The organism is Pseudomonas sp. FP818 (assembly GCF_030687335.1).
GTDB classification, from domain to species: Bacteria; Pseudomonadota; Gammaproteobacteria; order Pseudomonadales; family Pseudomonadaceae; genus Aquipseudomonas; species Aquipseudomonas shahriarae.
In genome coordinates this window covers 4551942-4572124 of record NZ_CP117427.1, presented here as the reverse complement: position 1 = coordinate 4572124, position 20183 = coordinate 4551942, and the positions used below count along the sequence as shown (strand labels likewise).

Sequence of the window (20183 nt, the reverse complement as noted above, 5' to 3'; positions counted from 1 at the left end):
ACCTATTTCAGGACTAGACATTGAAAACAGTAATCGGTTGACCGTTCAGGCCTAGCGGTAAGCCATACTTGGCCTTAAGCTGCGCGAGCCAACACGGCTGTTACCGCGTACGGAGACACTGCCCATGCGAATTTTATTGGTTGAAGACAACCGCGATATTCTGGCCAACCTGGCGGATTACCTCGGACTCAAGGGCTATACCGTGGACTGTGCGCAGGACGGTTTGTCTGGCCTGCACCTGGCGGCCACCGAGCATTACGACCTGATCGTGCTCGATATCATGCTGCCTGGGATTGATGGCTACACCCTGTGCAAACGCCTGCGTGAAGACGCGCGCCGCGACACACCGGTGATCATGCTCACCGCCCGCGACCAATTGGACGATCGCCTGCAAGGCTTCAAGTCGGGGGCCGATGACTATCTGCTCAAGCCGTTTGCCCTGTCGGAACTGGCCGCACGTATCGAAGCCGTGCTGCGTCGCGCCCAGGGTGGCGGCCGGCGCGAGCTGCAAGTCGGCGATCTGTCCTACGACCTCGACACCCTGGAAGTGACCCGCGAAGGGCGCCTGCTCAAGCTCAACCCTGTCGGCCTGAAACTGCTCGCGGTGTTGATGCAGAAAAGCCCGCATGTCCTGCGCCGCGAAGTGCTTGAAGAGGCCCTGTGGGGCGATGACTGCCCGGATAGCGACAGCCTGCGCAGCCATGTCCACCAACTGCGCCAAGTGATCGACAAGCCATTTGCCAAACCCTTGCTGCAAACCGTGCATGGCGTGGGTTATCGCTTGGCCGAGGGTCGTGATGGAGTTTAAGCAAAGCCTTGCCCAGCGGATCATCATCGCCTTTGCGCTGATGAGCGCGCTGGTGGCGGGGGCCTTCGCCATGGGCATCGTCGCCACGGTGCACCTCGTGGAAGAAAAACTGATTTCGGCGGGGCTGGGCGGCGACCTGCAGCGTCTGCTGTTGATGGACAGTGTTGAAGACTGGCGCCACCGTCCCGAGCCGGACCAGCTGTTTTATTTCAGCGGCGGGCGTGGGGATTTCCAACTGCCCAAGGACTTGCGGCATCTGGACGCTGGCTTTCACGAGGTATTTCGCGATGCGCTTTCCTACCATGCCATGGTCGAGATCGTCGACGGCCGTCGATATGTCCTGCTGCAAGACCAGAGCGATTTCGAAGAGCGCGAGCGCGTGTTGTTTGCGGTGGTGCTGGTAGGGTTTGTACTCAGCCTGTCGCTGGCGGTATTCCTCGGCTGGGTCCTCGCCCGTAAGGTGATGGCCCCGGTGGTGCGCCTGGCGCGCCAGGTGCGGCATCGTGACCAATTACTGGGGCTGGCCCCGCCGCTGGCGCCGGACTATGCGGCCGACGAAGTGGGCGAGCTGGCAGTGGCCTTCGACGCCACCCTTGGCCGTCTGCGCCAGGCCCTGACCCGTGAGCGCTTGTTCACCAGTGATGTCAGCCATGAACTGCGCACCCCCTTGATGGTGCTGGCCAGTTCCTGCGAACTGCTGCTGGAAAACCCGGCGATTGATTCACGGGGGCGTAAACAGGTCGAGCGTATCGCCCGGGCCTGCGAGGAAATGCGCGAGCTGGTACAGACCTTCCTGATGCTGGCCCGTGCCCAGCATGACGACACCACAATGTCGCCCCAGGTCAGCCTCTCCGAGGTCGCGGAGGGCTTGCTGGGGATCTGGCGCGAACCTATCGAGCGCAAGGGCATCGAGTTGTTCTACCTGCCGGGCAACCCACTCGACACCCGCTACAACGCCACCTTCCTGCACGCGGTCATGGGCAACCTGCTGCGCAATGCCCTGCACTACACCGAACACGGATTTATCCGCCTGACCCTGGAGCCCACCGGCTTTGTGGTGGAAGACAGCGGGGTGGGGATTCCCGAAGACAAGCGCGAGGCTATGTTCGAGCCGTTTGTACGCGGTAACGAAAAGCGCGGTGACGGCCTGGGCCTGGGTTTGTCGCTGGTCCAGCGCATCTGCGAGAGCCAGGGCTGGGTGGTCAGCCTCAGTACCATGGAACCCAGTGGTTGTCGCTTCCATGTTGAATTGAATCAGGTCAAATCCTGACCCCTTTCCTGCCCCTGTTCCTGGGGCAGACTCCCGCCTGTTCGGCGAAGATGGCTTCATGCCATGCTTTTTTCTTGTAAAATCTTGTAATTTTTTAGGGTTGGACGGGACGTTTTTTTCACAAAGGGTTGACCTGCGGATGACGTGCGACTGCTTAAGGTTGCAGGCATCAGTCTAGGAGATCCGTTGATGGCTACCCCTATCAAACTTGAATTTTCCGCCAAGTACGACGACCGGCACGCTCAACAATATCTGCTTAAACATCAGGGCAAGTTGGCGCGGCGGCTGTCGCACAAACGGGATGAGCAATTGGCCCGCGGTGCGCTGGCGATGGCTGGTGAGCCTGGCCTGGTGTTGGATTTGCCGTGCGGTGCGGGGCGTTTCTGGCCTCTGCTGGCCGAAAAGCCCAACCGAGTGATCATCGGCGCGGACAATTCCGAGTCCATGTTGAACATCGCCACTGCGTCGCAACCGGCGGATGTGCTCAAGCGGGTACGGCCCTTGCAGACATCAGCGTTTGATATCGACCTGCCAGACAACGCAGTGGACAGCATTTTCTGCATGCGTCTGCTGCACCACATCGGCGACCCGGCGCATCGACTGGCTTTATTGAAGGAATTTCAAAGGGTTACCCGCGATAGTGTGATCATTTCGTTGTGGGTGGATGGCAACTTCAAGGCCTGGAAACGCAAGCGCCTGGAATTGCAGCGCCGCAACAAAAGTGAGCAGGAGAGTTACCGAAATCGTTTTGTGTTACCGGCTGCTACTGTTGAGGCTGAGTTTGAGCAAGCTGGTTTTCGTGTCCAGGAGTATTTGGACTTCATACCGCTGTACGCCATGTGGCGGGTGTATGTATTGCGCAAGAGGTAGCAGGATGGCAGTTGAGTACGTAGCAGGCAGTCACGTAGCTCCCGAAGAGCGCTTCGATTACTTCTGGCGGCAGCAGGGCGAGTGGGTCGAGGAGCCCAATCGGCGTCGAGGGGGCGAAAGCGGCGTACAGCGGGTAATCGGCACCAATGGGCGCTTGCTCTACAGCAAGCGCCAGACAGGTCACACCTATCGCAGTTGGCTGCATCCTTTTGGGCGGCCCACGGTGTTGCGCGAGCGCGATGCGCTCAGGGGCCTGCGCTTGCTCGATGTGGGGGTTCCGGAACTGGTGTTCTGTGGCGCCCGTCGTGATCCGGACCAACAGTGGAAGGCTTTGCTGGTGACGGCGGCTTTGGATGGCTTTGTGGATATCGACAGCTGGTACGCCGCCGATGGCCGTGCGCAATGTGGGGAACTGGTGCATGAGCGCCTGCTAGCTGAGTTGGCGCAAACCCTGGCGCGCATGCACAAGGGGCGCTGGCAGCATGGCTGCCTGTACAGCAAGCATATTTTTGTGCGGGTCAGCGGGGCGGCAGAGGGCGCGACGGTCGAAGTGGCGCTGCTGGATCTCGAGAAGAGTCGCCAACGCTTGACCGCCCGCCGGGCCGCTGACCATGACATGCAGCAGTTGCGGCGCCATTCGTCGTGGAATGCCGCCGACTGGCAAAAACTCAGCTACTTTTACGAAGCGGCGTTTGGCAGCGCTATCAAGGGTTTAACCTAATGAAGCTAGAAATAGCACGAGGTTTGTTTCTGTTGGGGGCCTTGGGCATCGCCTCCCTGGCCCTGGCTGCCTGGGAGCAGCCCCGCACAGAAGTCCTCAGCGCGGCGCACAACGGCGGGCAATGCCCGGTGCCGCGGATCGCCAAGACCACGGGGGGCACGCAGCCTGATCATCAGCTTTTGCTGTTTATGTTTGGGATGTCCCAAGGGATGAGGCCTGCGAGTTGAAGAGATTGACGCCCCTGTAAAAGGCCCCGCAGTGCGGGGCCTTTTGTTTTTTGCGTGTTGCTGCGTTCTTGGTCTGGGATGGCGGCTATACGCTCAGCCCTGGCGGGGCGCCTCAGATCAAGATCAAAAGCAGAGCCACAGTAGAACCGGAGCGCGAAGCCGCGTTCCCCGGTGGGTGTGGGAGCTGGCTTGCCAGCGATGGCGCCGGTACTGCTAGCCTTTATGTTGTCTGACACACCGCTATCGCAGCCTCGCAGGGCGAGACAGCTCCCACAGGGGCCGCAGAAACGGATAGGTACTCAATCAATCTACCGCAGCCAAGACCTCACGCTTAGCCAACAACGTATAAACACACGGCAACACAAACAGCGTAAACAACGTACCCACAGACATCCCCGTAGCAATCACCATCCCGATATCAAACCGACTGACCGCCCCGGCCCCTGTGGCAAAGATCAACGGCACCATGCCAAACACCATCGCTGCCGTGGTCATCAACACCGGGCGCAGGCGAATCGCCGCCGCTTCTTCCACTGCTTCACGGGGCGTCAGGCCCTTGTCCTTGCGTAACTGGTTGGCAAACTCGACGATCAGGATCCCGTGCTTGCTGATCAGCCCGATCAACGTCACCAACCCCACCTGGGTGTAGATGTTCATGCTCGACCAACCCAGGAACAAGGGGATCAACGCGCCGCAGATCGACAGCGGCACCGTCACCAGGATCACCAGCGGGTCACGGAAGCTCTCGAACTGTGCCGCCAGCACCAGGAAGATGATGGCCAACGCCAGGCCAAAGGTGACCCACAGCGCGCTGCCTTCCTGGATGAACTGGCGTGAGGCGCCGCTGTAGTCGAAGGCGTAGCCGGCCGGGGTTTCTTCGATGGCGATCTGGCGCACGGTGTCGATGGCCTCGCCCATGCTGACAATCGGGAAGCCCGATATCAGCGCCGAGTTGAGTTGCTGGAACTGGTTCAGTTGGCGCGGGCGCGCGCGGTCACTGATGCTGATCAGGGTCGACAGCGGCAACAGCTCGCCCTGGGTGTTTTTCACGTAGTAACTGTTCAGCCACTCGGGGTTGTCCCGGTAGGCCCGCTCGACCTGGGCGATGACCTTGTAGCTGCGCCCATCAATGGTGAACCGGTTGATTTCCGCCTCCGCCAGCAAGGTCGCCAGTGTGCTGCCCAGATCCTGCATCGACACCCCCATCTGCGCCGCCTTGGCGCGGTCGATGTCCACCACCACCTCGGGTTTGTCGAACGCCAGGTCGATATCGACAAAGGCGAACTTGCCCGACTCCATGGCCCGTTTCTTCACGCGGTCGGCCACTTGCAGCAACGACTCATAGTCATTGGGTGTGTTGATCACAAAACCGAAGGGCAGGCCTTCGCCGGTACCGGGCAGTGATGGCAGGTTGAAGCCGAATACCTGCAAGCCGGGGATCTGCTCCAGGCGTTTCTGTACCTCAGGCAGGATCTGCATCTGCGTGCGGTCGCGCTCGTTCCACGGTTTGAGCAGGAAGCCGCCGATACCCGATTGCACCCCGTTGAACCCATTGATCTGGAACGAGGAGTAATACTCCGGGAAGTCCTTGAAGATCGTGATGAACTCGTCGGTGTAGGTGTTCAGGTAGTCCAGGTTGGTCGGCTGCGGTGCGCTGGCCATCATAAAGATGATGCCCTGGTCTTCATCCGGGGCCAGTTGCGACTGGGTGAATTTGAGGAATACCGGGATCAGGCACAGCACGATCAGGGCAAACACGATCACCACCGGCCGGGTGTTCAATGTGCCGTGCAGCATTGTCTGGTAGCGGCGCTTGAGGCCTTCGAAGATGCGGTCCAGGCGATGGGCCAGGCCCGTGGGGTTTTCGTCGTGGCGCAACAGCAGGGCGCACATCATCGGTGACAGGGTCAGGGCGACGATGCCGGAAATCACCACCGCACCGGCCAGGGTCAGGGCGAACTCCTTGAACAACGCCCCGGTCAGCCCCTCGAGGAAACCGATGGGTGCATACACCGCCGCCAGGGTGATGGTCATCGACACCACCGGCACGGCAATCTCCCGCGCGCCTTCCAGCGCAGCGTCCAGTGGCGTCTTGCCTTCTTCAATATGGCGGTGGATGTTCTCCACCACCACAATGGCATCATCCACCACCAGGCCGATGGCCAGCACCATCGCCAGCAGTGTCAGCAGGTTGATGGAGTAGCCCATCAGTTGCATGAAAAACAGCACGCCAATCATCGACAGCGGGATGGTCACCACCGGGATCACCACCGAGCGCAGCGCCCCGAGAAACAGGAACACCACGACGATCACGATCAGTACCGCTTCAAACAGGGTCTTGACCACTTCGTTGATTGACGCCTGGATAAACAGCGTGGCGTCGTAGGCGATTTCTGCTTTGAGATTGGGCGGCAACTGGGATTCCAGCTCCGGCATCAGCTTGCGTACTTCTTTGATCACATCCAGCGGGTTGGCACTGGGCGTGGCCTTGATGCCGATGTACACCGAAGGCGTACCGCCAAAGGAACTGATGGCGTTGTAGTTTTCCGCGCCCATTTCCACCCGGGCCACGTCGCCCAGCAGCACCCGGCTGTCGCCATCGGTCTTCACGGTGATGGCGGCGAAGGCCTCGGCGGTCTTCAAATCGGTGTTGGCGTTGATGCTGGTGACCACATACTCGCCCTTCACTTCGCCGGCGGCGGAGAGGAAGTTGTAGTGGCGCACGGCATCGGTGACGTCACTGGCGCTCAGGCCAAAGCCCGCGAGCTTGACCGGGTCCAGCCACAGGCGCATGGCAAATACCTGGTTGCCGAGGATCTCGGCTTCGGCCATGCCGGGCAGGGTCGCCAGCTTGGGCTGGATCACCCGCGACAGGTAGTCGGTGATCTGCGGGTTGCTCAGTTGCTGGCTGGAGAAGCTGATGTACATCAGCGCCGAGGCATCTGCGGCCTCCTTGCTCAACACCGGGTCTTCGGCGTCCTGGGGCAGTTTGTTCTTGACCTCGTTGGCCTTGGCCAGCAGCTCGGTGAACAGCCGGTCGCTGTTGGCGCCGATCCGCGCATAGATGGAAATCACCGAGAAGTTCTGGCGACTGACCGAGGTCATGTAGTCGATGCCTTCGGCACTTGCCAGGCTTTGCTGCAACGGCTGGGTGATATAGCCCTGGATCGTCTCGGCATTGGCCCCGGGGTACGCGGTAGTCACCGTGATCAGGGCATTTTCCATGGATGGGTATTGGCGCAGTGGCAGTTTGCTGTAGGCCTGGAAACCCAGGAGCACGATCAGCAGGCTGACCACCATGGCCAGCACCGGGCGGCGGATAAACGTGTCGGTAAACGCCATGGCTCAGTTCCTTGAACCGTCGTTGCGCGGAGGTTGGCCAGGGGCGGCCGGCAGGTTTTTATCCGCAGTGATGGCGATATGCGCACCGGTGTCGAGCTTGATCTGCCCGGCGCTGACCACTTGCTCGCCACTGCTCAGGCCTTTGGTGATCAGCACCAGGCCATCGCGCCGTTCGCCGGTTTCGATAAAGCGCCGTTCGGCGATCAGTATCGGTTGACCGTTGGCATCTTTTTCGAGGCTGCCGTCCTCGGTCTTTTTCTGTGTTACCACGTAGGCTGAGTTGCCGTAGAGGGTGTAGGTAATGGCACTTTCCGGTATCACCACCTGCGCTTGCGGGTCGGGCAGCAGCACTTGCAGGCTGCTGAACATGCCCGGTAGCAGTTTATTGTCCGGGTTGGCCAGGGTCGCTCGAACCAGCACGTTACGGGTGCTGCTCTCGACTTTCGGGTTGATCGCACTGAGGGTGCCGGGGAAGGTCAGTTTCGGGTAGGCCGAGACTTGCACCAGCACCCCCTGGCCCACGGCCAGCTTGGGCACCGACTGCTCGGGCACATAGAAATCCACATAGAGGCTGCTCAGGTCCTGCAAGGTGGCAACCACCGTGCCGCTGGCCAGATAGTCGCCCACATCGACCTGACGAATGCCGATAGTGCCGCTGAACGGCGCGACGATGTGTTTCTTGGCCAGGGACGCCTTGAGCTGGTTGACCGTGGCCTTGTTTTTTTGCAGTTGCGCCGAGAGCCGGTCGAACTCGCCCTTGGAGATCGCCTGGCTGCCCACCAGTTGGCTGCCGCGCCCGTAATCGAGCTGGGCCAGACCCAGGTCGGCCTGGGCGGTTTGCAGCAGGGCGTCTTCCACCGCACTGTCGAGCCGCACCAGCGGCTGCCCGGCCTTGACCTTCTGCCCCGACTCGAACTGCACGTCCTTGACCGTGCCGGCAATCTCCAGGGCGAGGTTCACCCCCTGCAAGGCCTTGAGCGTACCCACCGCCGGCAGGCGCTGTTGCCACGGTTGTTCGACCGCGGTGGCCACCGCCACGCTGATCGGCGGTTTGGGCGCGGAAAAGACCTGGATCTGCTGATAGATGGAAAAGGCTTTATAGCCCCCCAGCAGCAGGACGATGAACAGCACAACGGCCAACATGATCAGCATGCGACGACGCAGCATATTCCGGTTCCTTGGAAAAAACTGAGGCAGACGAAGACGAACGATTCGGCACATTACTCCGAGTTTCGGGGGGATTCCAACTGGTAAATTTCAGCGCTCGCGGGCAGGCTCAAGCGCAATGGTTTTGAGGCGCAGGGGAATAGGGAAAGGGGTGTCAGGCCTTTCCCATATGAGGTCAGGGGGCGGGCATGTCACGCTTGGCCAGCGCCGTATACACCGACGGCAGGACGAACAAAGTGAACAAGGTCCCGATCGACATCCCGGTGGCGATCACCATGCCGATATCAAACCGGCTGACCGCGCCGGCACCGCTGGAAAACACCAGCGGGATCACCCCCAGCACGGTAGCGATGGTGGTCATCAGCACCGGCCGCAAGCGGATCGCGGCGGCTTCTTCGATGGCGGCACGCGCCGACAGCCCCTGCTCCTTGCGCAACTGGTTGGCGAACTCGACGATCAGGATGCCGTGCTTGCTGATCAGGCCGATCAGCGTGACCAGGCCGATTTGTGTGTAAATGTTCAGGGTCGACCAGCCGAGGAACAGCGCAATCAATGCCCCGCAGATCGACAGCGGCACCGTCACCAGGATCACCAGCGGGTCACGCAGGCTTTCAAACTGGGCCGCCAGCACCAGGCCGATGATCGCCAACGCCAGGCCGAACGTACCCCACAGCGCATTGCCCTCCTGCACAAACTGGCGCGTGGCGTTGCTGTAGTCGAAGGTGTAGCCCGCCGGAGCCTCTTCCTGGGCGATGGCATGTACGGTCTCCAGGGCGTTGCTCATACCGACAATCGGGTAAGCCGAGACCAGCACCGAATTGAGCTGCTGGAACTGGTTCAACTGTCGCGGGCGTACCTGTTGGCTGGAGACGGTGATCAACGTCGACAGGGGCAGTAATTGGCCCTTGGCATTTTTGACGTTGTAGTGACTCAGCCAGTCCGGGTTGTCGCGGTAGGTGCGCTCGACCTGGGCAATGACCTTGTACAGATTGCCATCAATCCTGAAGCGGTTGATTTCCGTTTCAGCCAGCAGGGTCGCCAGGGTCAGGCTCAGGTCCTGCATGGACACGCCCATTTGCGCGGCCTTGGCCCGGTCAATGTCGATCACTACTTCGGGCCGGTCGAAGGCCAGGTCGATATCCACGTAGGCAAACTTCCCGGAGTCGATGGCCCGCTGTTTGACGCGCTCGGCCACCGCCAGCATCGACTTGTGGTCCTGCTGGGAACTGATGACAAAACCAAAAGGCAGGCCTTCGCCCGTACCCGGCAAGGACGGCAGGTTAAAGGCAAATACTTGCAGGCCGGGGATGCTGTCGAGCTTTTTGCGCAGCGGCGCCAGCACCTCCATCTGCGTGCGCTCGCGCTGATCCCACGGGCGCAGTTGGAAACCGCCCACCCCCGAATGCACGCCATCGAGGCCATTGATCTGGAACGAGGCCTGGTACTCGGGCAGGGTCTTGAACAGCGCGATGAAGTCCTGGGTGTAACGGTTGAGGTAGGCCAGGTTGCTCGGCTGCGGTGCGCTGGCGAGGATAAAGATCAGGCCCTGGTCCTCATCGGGGGCCAGCTCGGAGAGGGTGAAGGTGAGCATGGCGGGAATCAGGCCGAGGATCAGCAGGGCGAACACGATGACCACCGACTGCGCCTCCATGATCTGATGCAGGCGGCGCTGGTAACGCTGCTTCAGATGGTTGAACAGCCGGTCCAGGACCAGGGACAGGCCCCGTGGCTGTTCTTCAGGGCGCAATAACAGGGCGCACATCATCGGTGACAGGGTCAGCGCAACGATACCGGAAATCACCACGGCCCCGGCCAGGGTCAGGGCAAACTCCTTGAACAGCGCCCCGGTCAACCCCTGCAGGAAACCAATGGGCGCATACACCGCGGCCAGGGTAATGGTCATCGAAATCACCGGCACGCACACCTCCCGCGCGCCTTTGATCGCCGCCTCAAGGGGCGACTTGCCTCGTTCGATATGCCGATGAATGTTCTCCATCATCACAATGGCGTCATCCACCACCAGGCCAATGGCCAGGACCATGGCCAGCAGCGTCAGGACGTTGATCGAGTAGCCCATCAGTTGCATGAAGAACAGCGTGCCGACCAGCGACAGGGGAATGGTGATGACGGGAATCACCACGGCGCGCAAAGAGCCCAGAAACAGGAACACCACCAACACCACAATCAGGATGGCTTCCAGCAGGCTCGACAGCACATGGTCGATAGAGGCGTTGATATACAACGTCGAGTCGTAGGCGATATCGGCTTGCAGATGAGGCGGTAACTGCGCCTGCAGCAGGGGCATCAGTTCGCGTACGCGCTTGCCCAGCTCCAGCGGGTTGGCGTCGGGGGTCGGCTTGATGCTGATGTAGGTCGCGGGCAGGCCATTGAATGAACTGAAGCTGTCGTAGTTCTGCGCACCCAGCTCCACCCGCGCCACATCCCCGAGGCGGACCTGGCTGTCGCCGTTGGTTTTCAAAGTGATGGCCCGGAAGCCTTCAGCCGACTGCAGTTCGGTATTGGCCGTGACACTGGTAACGACTAATTCACCTGTGGCGTCGCCGGCAATGGACTGTACGTTGTAGCGTTTGATGGCCTGGGTCACATCGCTGGCGCTCAAACCAAAGCCTGCGAGTTTCAGCGGATCAAGCCAGATACGCATGGCAAAGCTTTGGTTGCCGATGATCTGGGCCTCGGCCATGCCCGGCAGAGTCACCAGGCGAGGCTGGATCACACGCAGCAGGACGTCGGTGATTTGCGCATTGTTCATGGTGTCGCTGGAAAAACCCAGGTACATCAGCGCGGTGTTATCCGCCGCGACCTTGTTCAGCACCGGATCCTCTATGTCCCGAGGCAGTTGGTTCCTTACTTCATTGGTCTTGGCCAACAGCTCGGTGAACAACCGGTCGCTGTCGGCCCCGACCCGCCCGTAGATGGAAATAATCGACACGTTCTGCCGGCTGGTGGAGCGCATGTAGTCGATGCCTTGCGCGCTTGCCAGGCTTTTCTGCAGAGGTTGTGTGATGTAGCTCTGCACGGTCTCGGCACTGGCGCCTGGAGAGACCGTGGTCACCGTGACCAGCGCACTTTCCATCTGCGGGAATTGGCGCAATGGTAATTGCCCAAAGGCCTGCCAGCCCAGCAACACGATCAACAGGCTGACCACCAGGGCCAGTACGGGGCGGCGGATAAACAGGTCGGTGAACGTCATTTTTCGTTCTCCCGTTGGGCCGCCAGTGGACGCTCATCAGGTTGGTTCCGGTGGATGCTGATGCGCACTGGGGTACCGTTTTGCAATTTGATCTGGCCGGCAGTAACGACCTGTTCGCCCTTGGCCAGCCCTTTGGCAATCACGATGGTGCCATCGCGTCGCTCGCCCGTTTCGACCAGGCGTTGTTCGGCGATCAGCAGCGGCTTGCCCTCGGCATCCAGCTCGTCACGGCCTTCGCTGTTTTTGCGCGGGGCTACGACGTACACATACTGGCCATAGGGGCTGTAGGCGATTGCGCTCTCCTCGATCACGATATGCAAACCCGGGTTCGTCAGCAGCACCTGCAAGTGGGCGAACATACCCGGCAACAGGTCGGCGGGCGGATGAGTCAGGGTGGCGCGTACCAACACATTTCGCGTGTGGGTGTCGACGATGGGGTCGATGGCGCTAATGGTGGCGAGACTGGAAAGTCCTGGGCGTGCCGAGACTTCAATGCGCACGGACTGGCCGATCTTGATCAGTTGAACGGCGTGCTCGGGGATGTGGAAATCGACGTAAAGGCTATGGGCGTCCTGCAGGCTGGCGATCACGGTGGCGCTTTGCAGGTAGTCACCGATGTTGACTTGGCGGATGCCAAGGGTGCCGTTGAACGGGGCGACGATGCGTTTTTTGTCCAGCGCCGTGCGACGTTGTGCAACGACGGCATTGTTGCGGTTGAACTCGGCGGACAGTCGGTCGAACTCCTCTTGGGAGATGGCGTTGATCGCCACCAGCTCGCGGCCGCGCTGGAAGTTCTGCCGGGCCAGGCTGCGGTCCGCCAGGGCCACGTCCAGCGCGGCCTGCTCGGCCTGATTCTCAAGTTGCAGCAGGGTTTGCCCTTGCTTGACCACTTGCCCGGAGTCGAAGTGCAACTGGGTGACGACGCCGGGCACCTCGATACTCAGGTTGATGCCCTGCAATGCCTTGAGGGTGCCAGCGGCGGGCAACTGGCGCTGCCAGGGTTGTTCGAGGGCGGTTGCCACCGCCACGCTGACGGGCGGCTTTGGCGCATGCAGCAGCTGCAGCTGTTGGTAAACCCAGAACGCTTTATAGCTGGCGAGCATCAGCACGACCAGCAGTACGATGCTGAGCATGGTAATCATCCGGCGGCCCGGCATAGTTGCTTCCTTGTGAAGGTGACAGGGTGCGGAGGGCGCGCGCAGGGGCGCTCGCTGGCACGATGAGCCAGGCAGTCTTCATCAGAAAGGCGAGTGCTATAAGGCGGAAAGTCGGACGTGTCTGTGAGATGAGTAGTCCCCGTGGCGGGGTTTTTTCACAGGTTGCGTAGGGTTTTTCTGGTGAGTCGGCTCCCAGGTGTGGGCCCGGGAGCGCGACAGTGGTTTTAGATCAGATGCAGGTGGTTATCCCAAAACCCAGCTGGCAGATCCAGGGGCTTGGCCACCAGTTGGGGCTGCCGGCAATCGTAGAAACGGCAACGACCCTGGCCAGAGGTCACGACAAACCCGTCGGCCACTGCGCCGACGCCGGCGCAGTCAGGCAACGGCCCGTCCAGGCGCAGTTCGCCACTGTCCATGTCCCAGATAAAGAAGCGATTGCCCCGTGGCGCGGTCAGTGCCACCAGACGCAACTCGCTGTGTACGGCCACGCTGGCGGTGTAGTGCCCCATGGCCTGCAATTGCTCATCGGCCACCGGGAACGCCACGAACGGTTGCCCCCGGACGCTTGATCGCCAACAGTTCGGAACGCTCCTGGGAAGGCCCCATAAACTGTTGCCCGGTGAGGATCGTGCCATCGCTGGCGATCCCCATATGGCGCACGCTGTTCATTGGCTGGCTCAGGGTTTCCTTGCTCAGCAGGGTGCCGTCGCGCTGCATCAGCACCAGGCTCGGCTCCATGGCGTTGAGGTTCATCTCGACCCGGCTTTCGGCCTCGGTGCGAATGCCACCATTGGCCACGATCAGAGTCTCGCCATCGGGCATCCACGACACCTGGTGCGGGCCGATGCCGTGGGTGGACATCTCCCCGCTGTGTACCAGGCGCTCACCTTCGAACCTGTACACGCCCAGTAGGCCGCGACCGGGGTCGGTGGTGTCGTTTTCCGTGGCGTATAGCCAGTCGCCGCTCTTGTGGATGACTGCATGCCCATAAAAGTGCCGGTTGGCCTGGGACGTCACGGTTTGCAGCAGCGTGCCGTCGCGCAGGTCTACCAGGTAGCTCTCGGTGCCGGGGCGGCGCGCCACGAACAGCGCGATGGGCAGGCTCGGGTGGTTGATGATGTCGTGGCAACGCTGACCGACCTGGGTGGCGAACACCTGGCTGCCGTCCAGGCGATAGCCCACGGCGTAGTGCTTGCCGTCGGCATCATCCCGGGCCGACAGCAACAGCGGGCTGTCGCCCTTGCGCTTGAACAGCGTCCAGCCGCCCAGGGTGATTGCACTGAGCAGCACGCTGCCGATGGCCAAAGCCTGTCGCCTGAGCATCATCAGTCACCGTCGTTGGCATTGAAGCCCAGTTGGATGCCCAGCGCCTTGGCCAGTTCGCCTTCATGCAGGCGGTGGACCACGTTGAGGCTGTCGTAGATAGCGTTGAGTTGCTCGCGCCCGGCATCGTCGGCCAGCAGTTCATTGAGCGAACGCTGGTTGCTGTCGAACAGCTTCAGGGCGGCGGCGTAGGCGGCGTCGATCTTTTCGGCCAGAGGTTTCTGGTCGGCAGGCAGCAGGCCGCGCAGGCCTTTGTTGTCGACCCCGACCCACACGGTCTGGGCCGCCGCGAGGCTGGCTCGCAAGCCTTGCAGGGACGACTGGCTGCGCCACGCATCGGCCTGGAATGGCTGCGGGATGCCCTTGGACAGGCGACCCATCGGTGTGCCGAGCTTTTTCTTCAGGGTATCCAGGGCCGTGACCTGCACGCGCAGCAGTTCGGCGATGGCTTCGTGGGAATCGGCGTAGCGCTGGTTAGGAAACTTGGTCATCTGCGCGAGCATGCCGTCGGTGCTGTTCCAACTGGCCAGAATCTCTTCGGCCAATTGCTTCTGGCGCTCGCCGATGGCCATCAGCAGCGGGCAGTAGCGGGCTTTCTGGGCGTCGTTGGCGATGTCGGTCTTGGCGTCATACAGGATGTATTCGTAGGCCGACAGGCCTTGCACTACCACGCTGGACTTGGCCAGGGCGGCGGCGTCGATCTGTGGCTGGGCGGTGGCCAGTTGCTCGACCTGGCGGCCGACGAGGTTTTTCTTGTCGGGCCAGAACTGCACCTGCCAGGCGCGATTGCCTTCGGCCAGCGGGCCGATCAGCAGCGGTTGCAACTCGGCCCAGGCTTTTTGCGCATGGAGGAAGTCGGCGCGGGCGGTCTCCAGGGATTCCTTGCCTTGGCAGTAAGCCAGGGCGCTGACGGCCAACTGCCGGTCAGCTTCGACCCAGCGGCTGTAGGTCGGCAGGATCACTTGCTTGGCGATGGCTGCCGAGGTGACCGCTTGCGGATCCTGCGGCGAGCAGGCGCCAAGGGCCAGGGCGGCCAGGCTGGTGAACAACAACTTGGGACGGAACATGTCGAGCTCCCTTCAATAATTGGGGCAAAGCTTATAGAGAATTCAGGAACGCGAGCAATGCTGCTCTCTGCTGCGCATTAAAAGACAACACCTGTTGCTGCGCCGCCTGGGCCTCACCGCCGTGCCACAGCACGGCTTCGAGCAGGTTGCGGGCACGGCCGTCATGCAGGAACTGGGTGTGGCCACTGACGTTTTGCGTCAGGCCAATGCCCCACAACGGCGGCGTGCGCCAGTCGCGGCCACCGGCCTTGAACTCGCTGCGGTTATCGGCCAGGCCCTCGCCCATGTCGTGCAGCAGCAAATCGCTGTACGGGCGGATGACCTGGTTGGCCAGCTCCGGTTCGGCGGCATTGCTGGCGGTGGTGAACTTCGGTGTGTGGCATGCCTGGCAACCGGCCTGGAAGAACAGGTTCTTGCCGTCCAGCACTTGTTGCGCGTTGACGTCGCGTCGGGCGGGCACGGCCAGGTTCCGGGTGTAGAACAGCACCAGGCGCAGGATGTTATCGCTGACTTCCTGCTCGCCATTTTCGCCGTTGCCGTTGGGCGCCTGCTTACAGGCAACCTGTGCGTCGGTGCAGTCGTCCATGGGCCGCAGGCTGGTGGTCAGGCCCATATCACCAGAGAACGCGTGAACATTTTGTTGATTGAGGTTCGGCTGCCCGGCTTTCCAGCCAAAGCGCCCGAGCACGGTTTTTTGCTGGGCATCGTCCCAGACCCAGTTCGGGCGGCCGAGCACGCCGTTTTTGTCCGGGCGTTTGCTGGCGTTTTGCAGGATGTCCGCGTCGCTGATGGCTTCGAGCAGGCCCAGGCCGATCATCGGCGGTGCTACACGGGCGGAAAACCGCGTATCCGGGTGCATCGGCCCGTAGCCGAGCTGGGTGATCTGCAGGCTCGGCTTGCGCAACTCCACCACCGTACCGTCATTGAACGTGACGTTGACCGGTGTGTAGTCGACCCGCACCTTGCCTTCCGGGACGACACCGGGCACGGCCATGTCCTGCAACTGCCCGCCATACACCGGCTCGGGCACGATCCCCAACTGTTCGATGACCTTGGCATAGGGCGGCGAATCCGGGATCGACAGGCGTACCAGCATCGACACCGCATTGTTGGCCTCAGGCGCGGGCGGATGGCCGCGCCCGTCCTTGATATGGCAGTTCTGGCAAGCATTGGTGTTGAACAGCGGCCCCAGCCCGTCGCGGGCGGTGGTGGTGGCCGGGGCGATCACCCATGGATTGCGGAAAAAACTGTTGCCGACGCTGAAGTCCAGGCGGCGGGTTGGTGCCAGGTTGGCCGACGGCAGAGAAAAGGCATTCTGGTCGGTCTTGCGCACCGTGGTGCTGCCCCCCGAACGGGCTTCACCGGGCTCGGCCTGGGTAAACGTCGGCGGCGGGGCGTCATCGCAGGCACTCAGACTCACGGCCATCAAGAGTGCAGACAGGCGAAGAAGCAAACGGGGCATCAAGAATCCTGGAAGACGGGCGAGGGTGGATGAAATTCAGGGGCAAAGTCTAACAGGGCGGGGCGGATTGAATAAGAGCAATTATCGTTTGCTCCAATCTGATGCATTCCCGCTAGAATGACCGCACATTTTTTTTGGAGGTGGCCAATGCAGGCTCTCGACGCTTTGCTCAACCGTGTTTCCGTACCGCGCCTGCTGGAACCGGCCCCTACTGCCGAGCAGCGCGAAGTGCTGTTCGCGGCAGCCATGCGTGCGCCGGACCACGGCCAACTGCGGCCGTGGCGCTTCCTCACCGTGGAAGGCGCAGCCCGCGAGCAAATGGGCACCCTGCTGGCCGAAGCGGCCCGCCTGCAAGACCCCGAGGCCCCGCAAGCGGTGATCGACAAGGCGCAGAATGGCCCGTTGCGTGCGCCGTTGGTGGTGGTGGTGATTGCCCGTCTGCAGGAGCACTTCAAGGTGCCCAAGTCCGAGCAATTGCTGGCGGCGGCCTGTGCGGCCCACGGTATTTTGCTGGCGGCGTATGCCCAGGGCATTGGTGCGGTGTGGCGGACCGGGGATTTGTCGTATTCGGCGCATGTGGCCAAGGGGTTGGGGCTGAGTGCGGGTGAGGAAGTGATTGGCTTCCTTTATTTGGGCACTGCGCAAAACCCGCCGCGGACGGCGGCGAAAGAAGACATCACGGCGTTTGTCAGCGCCTGGACCGGTGTCTGACTCACTGCAAATCTGCTGGTGCTGTATGTGGGAGCGGGCTTGCCCGCGATAGCGCAGTGTCAGTCGCCGGATTTATTGACGGGTCCACCGCTATCGCGAGCAAGCCCGCTCCCACATGGGGTATTTCATCGTTTTCCGGACCTGGGTCTACACCCGGAACTGATCCATCAGTTTCATCTGCTGGTTGGCCAATGCATTCAACTGGCTGCTGATCGCCGCCGATTCAGTGGCCTGACCGGTCAAGGTCTCGGTCACGGTACGGATCGCCGAAACGTTGCGGTTGACCTCTTCGGCCACGGCGCTCTGTTCTTCGGCAGCGCTGGCGATTTGCAGGTTCATGTCGCTGATCACCGTCACCGCATCGCTGATCTTGCCCAGGGCCTGGACCGCCTGCTGGATCTGCCCGGCGTTGTTCTGCGCCTGGCTCTGGCTCGAATGCATGGTGGTCACTACCCCACGGGTAGCGCTCTGGATACGTTCTATGACCAGGCGGATTTCTTCCACTGAGTCCTGGGTGCGTCGCGCCAGGTTGCGCACTTCGTCTGCCACTACCGCAAAACCCCGTCCGCTTTCCCCGGCGCGTGCCGCTTCAATCGCCGCGTTGAGCGCCAGCAGGTTGGTCTGCTCGGCAATGCTGCGGATCACCTCCAGCACCGAGCCGATCTGCTCACTGTTGACCGCCAGGGCTTCGACCTCGGTCACCGCCTTGCTGACTTCTTCGGCGAGGGTGGTGATATCGCGGGTACTGCGCTCGATAATCGCCATGCCTTCACGGGCCGATTGATCGGCGCCGCGTGCTGCACTGGCAGCATTTGAGGCGCTGTTGGCCACCTCATGGGCGGTGGCGCTCATCTCGTTGGAGGCGGTGGCCACCTGGTCGATCTCGCGAAATTGCACCTGCATGCCTTCGCTGGTCTGGCGCGCGATTTCCGAGGACTGATCCGCAGTGCCACGGGCTTCAGTGATGCTCTGCTTGATCTGGGCGATGGTCGGCTGCAGCTTGTCGAGGAAGCGATTGAACCAACTGACCAGCTCCCCCAGTTCGTCTTTTTTCGTGTAAGTCAGGCGCTGGGTCAGGTCGCCGTCGCCGCTGGCAATATCCTTGAGCATCGCCGCCACGCTGTTGATCGGGCGAGTCACACCCGTCGCGGTCAGCCATATCAGCAGCAGGCCCAGCAGGCCAGCCACGGCGCCCACCAGCAACGCCTGGAGTGTGCCGCGGGCCTGGGCGTCGTCGAGCACGCCTTGCAACTTGACCGAATCGGCCAGCAGCACGTCCTTGGGCAGCGAAATCAACACGCCCCAGGGCTTGGCACCGGCAATCGGCTTGAGCGGATATACCGCGTGGATCGTGTCGTTTTGCTCGCGGACCTTGCGCGTTTCACTGGCCAGCAGTTGCACGATCTCTTTGCCTTCGCCACCAAGCATATCGACGATGCTCTTGCCGACCTTGTCCGGCTCGCCACTGTAGCCAGCGATCAGGCCACTGCTGGAGAGGATTTCCATGATTCCGGCGCCGTCGAACAGCTCTTTTTGCGCGGTATTGGCCGCCGCTTGCAGGGCGTCCAGGGCAATGTCGATACCGATCACCCCAATCACCTTGCCGTCGGCCAGCAGCGGCAGGGAGATGGTGGTCATCAGCATCGACTTGCCGGCCACTTCGTCGGCGTACGGGTCCAGCAGGCAAACGCTGCGGGTATCCCGTGGGCAGGTGTACCAGATGTTGTAGGGCGTGCCGCTGAGATTGAGGGTGGTCTTGGTCAGGTCCGCTTCCACCATGATCGTGTTCAGGCCTTCACCGCCGGCCCGGCTCCAATAGCTGGAGAAACGCCCGGCTTCGTTGGAGGCGCGCAGCTTGTCGTCGATAAATTCGCTGTCCTTGCCATCCAGGCCGTTGGGTTCAAACGACAACCAGATCCCCAGCACCTTGGTGTTGCGCTCGAAGGCGGTCTTGATCTGCTGATTGAGCTCCTCGCGCACGGCCCCTGCTTCCAGCGAGCGCTTGGCGGCCATGTTGCGCAAGTCCTTGACCTGATCGGCGAGGGCGGTGACCACCAACAGGCTCTCGCCGAAGGCTTTCTGTACCTGTACCGCCTGCTCGGCGGCCTTGGCCTGGAGCAGGTTTTCCACGCTGGTGGTGAGCATCTGCGAACTTGAGGTGTTGACCAGTTGGTCGTTCTGGTTGGTCTGGTAGATGTTCAGGCTGACGATCAGCGCAATCACCCCCAACAGGCAGAGGCCGGAGAGCAGCACGATTTTCAAGCGGATGGAGAGGGTGTCGAACATGGGCTTACTCGCGATTGGACTTGTTGGTGTGCAAGCAGGGCAACGGCCAAGTCCATTCGGCGCTATGCCCGGAACATCGGCACCGACGGGTAATTCATGAGGAACAGGCGATGAGCGGTAGGGCGCTCAGGCGGGGGTTCGCGCCAGGCGTTCGGGGCGTGACCAGATCCACAGGTTGCCCAGGCTCATGCCGGCGATCGCCAGGTAGATCGGCCACCCGTGATCGAGCATCACCAGCATCAGGCCGGCACACAGCAGCATGCTCACGGTGGCGCTGACCTTGGCCCGGCGCGCGATGATCTTGCCGTTGCGCCAGTTGAACAGGATCGGCCCGAACAGCCGGTGGTTTTCCAGCCACGCGCTCAGGCGCGGCGAGCTCTTGGTGGCAGCCCAGGCGGCCAGCAGGATGAATTCGGTGGTGGGCAGGCCCGGTATGACAATCGCGATCAAGCCGATCCCCAGGCTGACATAGGCCAGCAGGCCGAACAGGATTCGGGCGAGCTTGGAGGAGGAGGGGGCGGGGGCTGTCATAGGTACGATTTGTCTGGGTTTCGAAAAATC

14 protein-coding genes and 1 pseudogene are annotated in these 20183 nt (G+C 61.6%); 6 read left to right on the top strand and 9 right to left on the bottom strand.

The window, feature by feature from the left end; genetic code table 11:
• Positions 1-124: 124 nt before the first annotated feature.
• From colR to PSH80_RS20710, 5 genes are all read left to right on the top strand, one after another.
• Positions 125-808, top strand: a complete 684-nt coding sequence (gene colR, locus PSH80_RS20730; protein WP_029295378.1) for a two-component system response regulator ColR — start codon at positions 125-127, stop codon at positions 806-808.
• The gene (locus tag PSH80_RS20725; protein WP_057958643.1) at positions 798-2078 is read left to right on the top strand and encodes a HAMP domain-containing sensor histidine kinase; all 1281 of its coding nucleotides are present in this window, start codon (positions 798-800) and stop codon (positions 2076-2078) included. The genes colR and PSH80_RS20725 overlap by 11 nt, the downstream gene beginning before the upstream one ends.
• Before the next feature lie 189 nt (positions 2079-2267).
• Positions 2268-2948, top strand: a complete 681-nt coding sequence (locus PSH80_RS20720) for a class I SAM-dependent methyltransferase (protein WP_120734048.1) — start codon at positions 2268-2270, stop codon at positions 2946-2948.
• A 4-nt stretch (positions 2949-2952) separates the two neighbouring features.
• Positions 2953-3669 carry a lipopolysaccharide kinase InaA family protein gene (locus tag PSH80_RS20715; protein WP_120734046.1) on the top strand — a complete coding sequence of 239 codons (717 nt, stop codon included), beginning with the start codon at positions 2953-2955 and terminating at the stop codon, positions 3667-3669.
• Positions 3669-3896 (top strand): hypothetical protein, encoded by a 228-nt coding sequence (locus tag PSH80_RS20710; protein ID WP_057444708.1) that lies wholly within the window; start codon positions 3669-3671, stop codon positions 3894-3896. The genes PSH80_RS20715 and PSH80_RS20710 overlap by 1 nt, the downstream gene beginning before the upstream one ends.
• 303 nt (positions 3897-4199) lie before the next feature.
• On the opposite strand, the gene PSH80_RS20705 is transcribed toward PSH80_RS20710, so the two are convergent.
• The 7 genes and pseudogenes from PSH80_RS20705 to PSH80_RS20675 all read right to left on the bottom strand — a co-directional run bounded on the left by PSH80_RS20705 (position 4200) and on the right by PSH80_RS20675 (position 16625).
• On the bottom strand, positions 4200-7238 hold the full coding sequence (locus tag PSH80_RS20705; RefSeq protein ID WP_057439381.1) for a multidrug efflux RND transporter permease subunit: 3039 nt from the start codon (positions 7236-7238) through the stop codon (positions 4200-4202).
• Between the two features lie 3 nt (positions 7239-7241).
• Positions 7242-8405 (bottom strand): efflux RND transporter periplasmic adaptor subunit, encoded by a 1164-nt coding sequence (locus PSH80_RS20700; RefSeq protein ID WP_305418138.1) that lies wholly within the window; start codon positions 8403-8405, stop codon positions 7242-7244.
• Between the two features lie 175 nt (positions 8406-8580).
• Positions 8581-11616 (bottom strand): multidrug efflux RND transporter permease subunit, encoded by a 3036-nt coding sequence (locus PSH80_RS20695; protein ID WP_198818146.1) that lies wholly within the window; start codon positions 11614-11616, stop codon positions 8581-8583.
• Entirely contained in the window at positions 11613-12773 is a 1161-nt protein-coding gene (locus tag PSH80_RS20690) for an efflux RND transporter periplasmic adaptor subunit (protein WP_057958649.1), read from the bottom strand. Before PSH80_RS20690 ends, PSH80_RS20695 begins: the two co-directional genes overlap by 4 nt.
• 224 nt (positions 12774-12997) lie before the next feature.
• Positions 12998-14096 (bottom strand): annotated as a pseudogene (locus tag PSH80_RS20685) (DUF1513 domain-containing protein).
• A gap of 2 nt (positions 14097-14098) precedes the next feature.
• Entirely contained in the window at positions 14099-15163 is a 1065-nt protein-coding gene (locus PSH80_RS20680) for an imelysin family protein (protein WP_057439384.1), read from the bottom strand.
• A 31-nt stretch (positions 15164-15194) separates the two neighbouring features.
• Positions 15195-16625, bottom strand: a complete 1431-nt coding sequence (locus PSH80_RS20675; protein WP_057958652.1) for a di-heme oxidoredictase family protein — start codon at positions 16623-16625, stop codon at positions 15195-15197.
• Between the two features lie 147 nt (positions 16626-16772).
• On the opposite strand from PSH80_RS20675, the gene PSH80_RS20670 reads away from it, so the two are divergent.
• Positions 16773-17336 carry a nitroreductase family protein gene (locus tag PSH80_RS20670; protein ID WP_057958653.1) on the top strand — a complete coding sequence of 188 codons (564 nt, stop codon included), beginning with the start codon at positions 16773-16775 and terminating at the stop codon, positions 17334-17336.
• Between the two features lie 147 nt (positions 17337-17483).
• On the opposite strand, the gene PSH80_RS20665 is transcribed toward PSH80_RS20670, so the two are convergent.
• Positions 17484-19622 (bottom strand): methyl-accepting chemotaxis protein, encoded by a 2139-nt coding sequence (locus PSH80_RS20665; protein WP_120734042.1) that lies wholly within the window; start codon positions 19620-19622, stop codon positions 17484-17486.
• Between the two features lie 126 nt (positions 19623-19748).
• Positions 19749-20153 (bottom strand): YbaN family protein, encoded by a 405-nt coding sequence (locus PSH80_RS20660; RefSeq protein ID WP_057439386.1) that lies wholly within the window; start codon positions 20151-20153, stop codon positions 19749-19751.
• Positions 20154-20183: the final 30 nt, after the last annotated feature.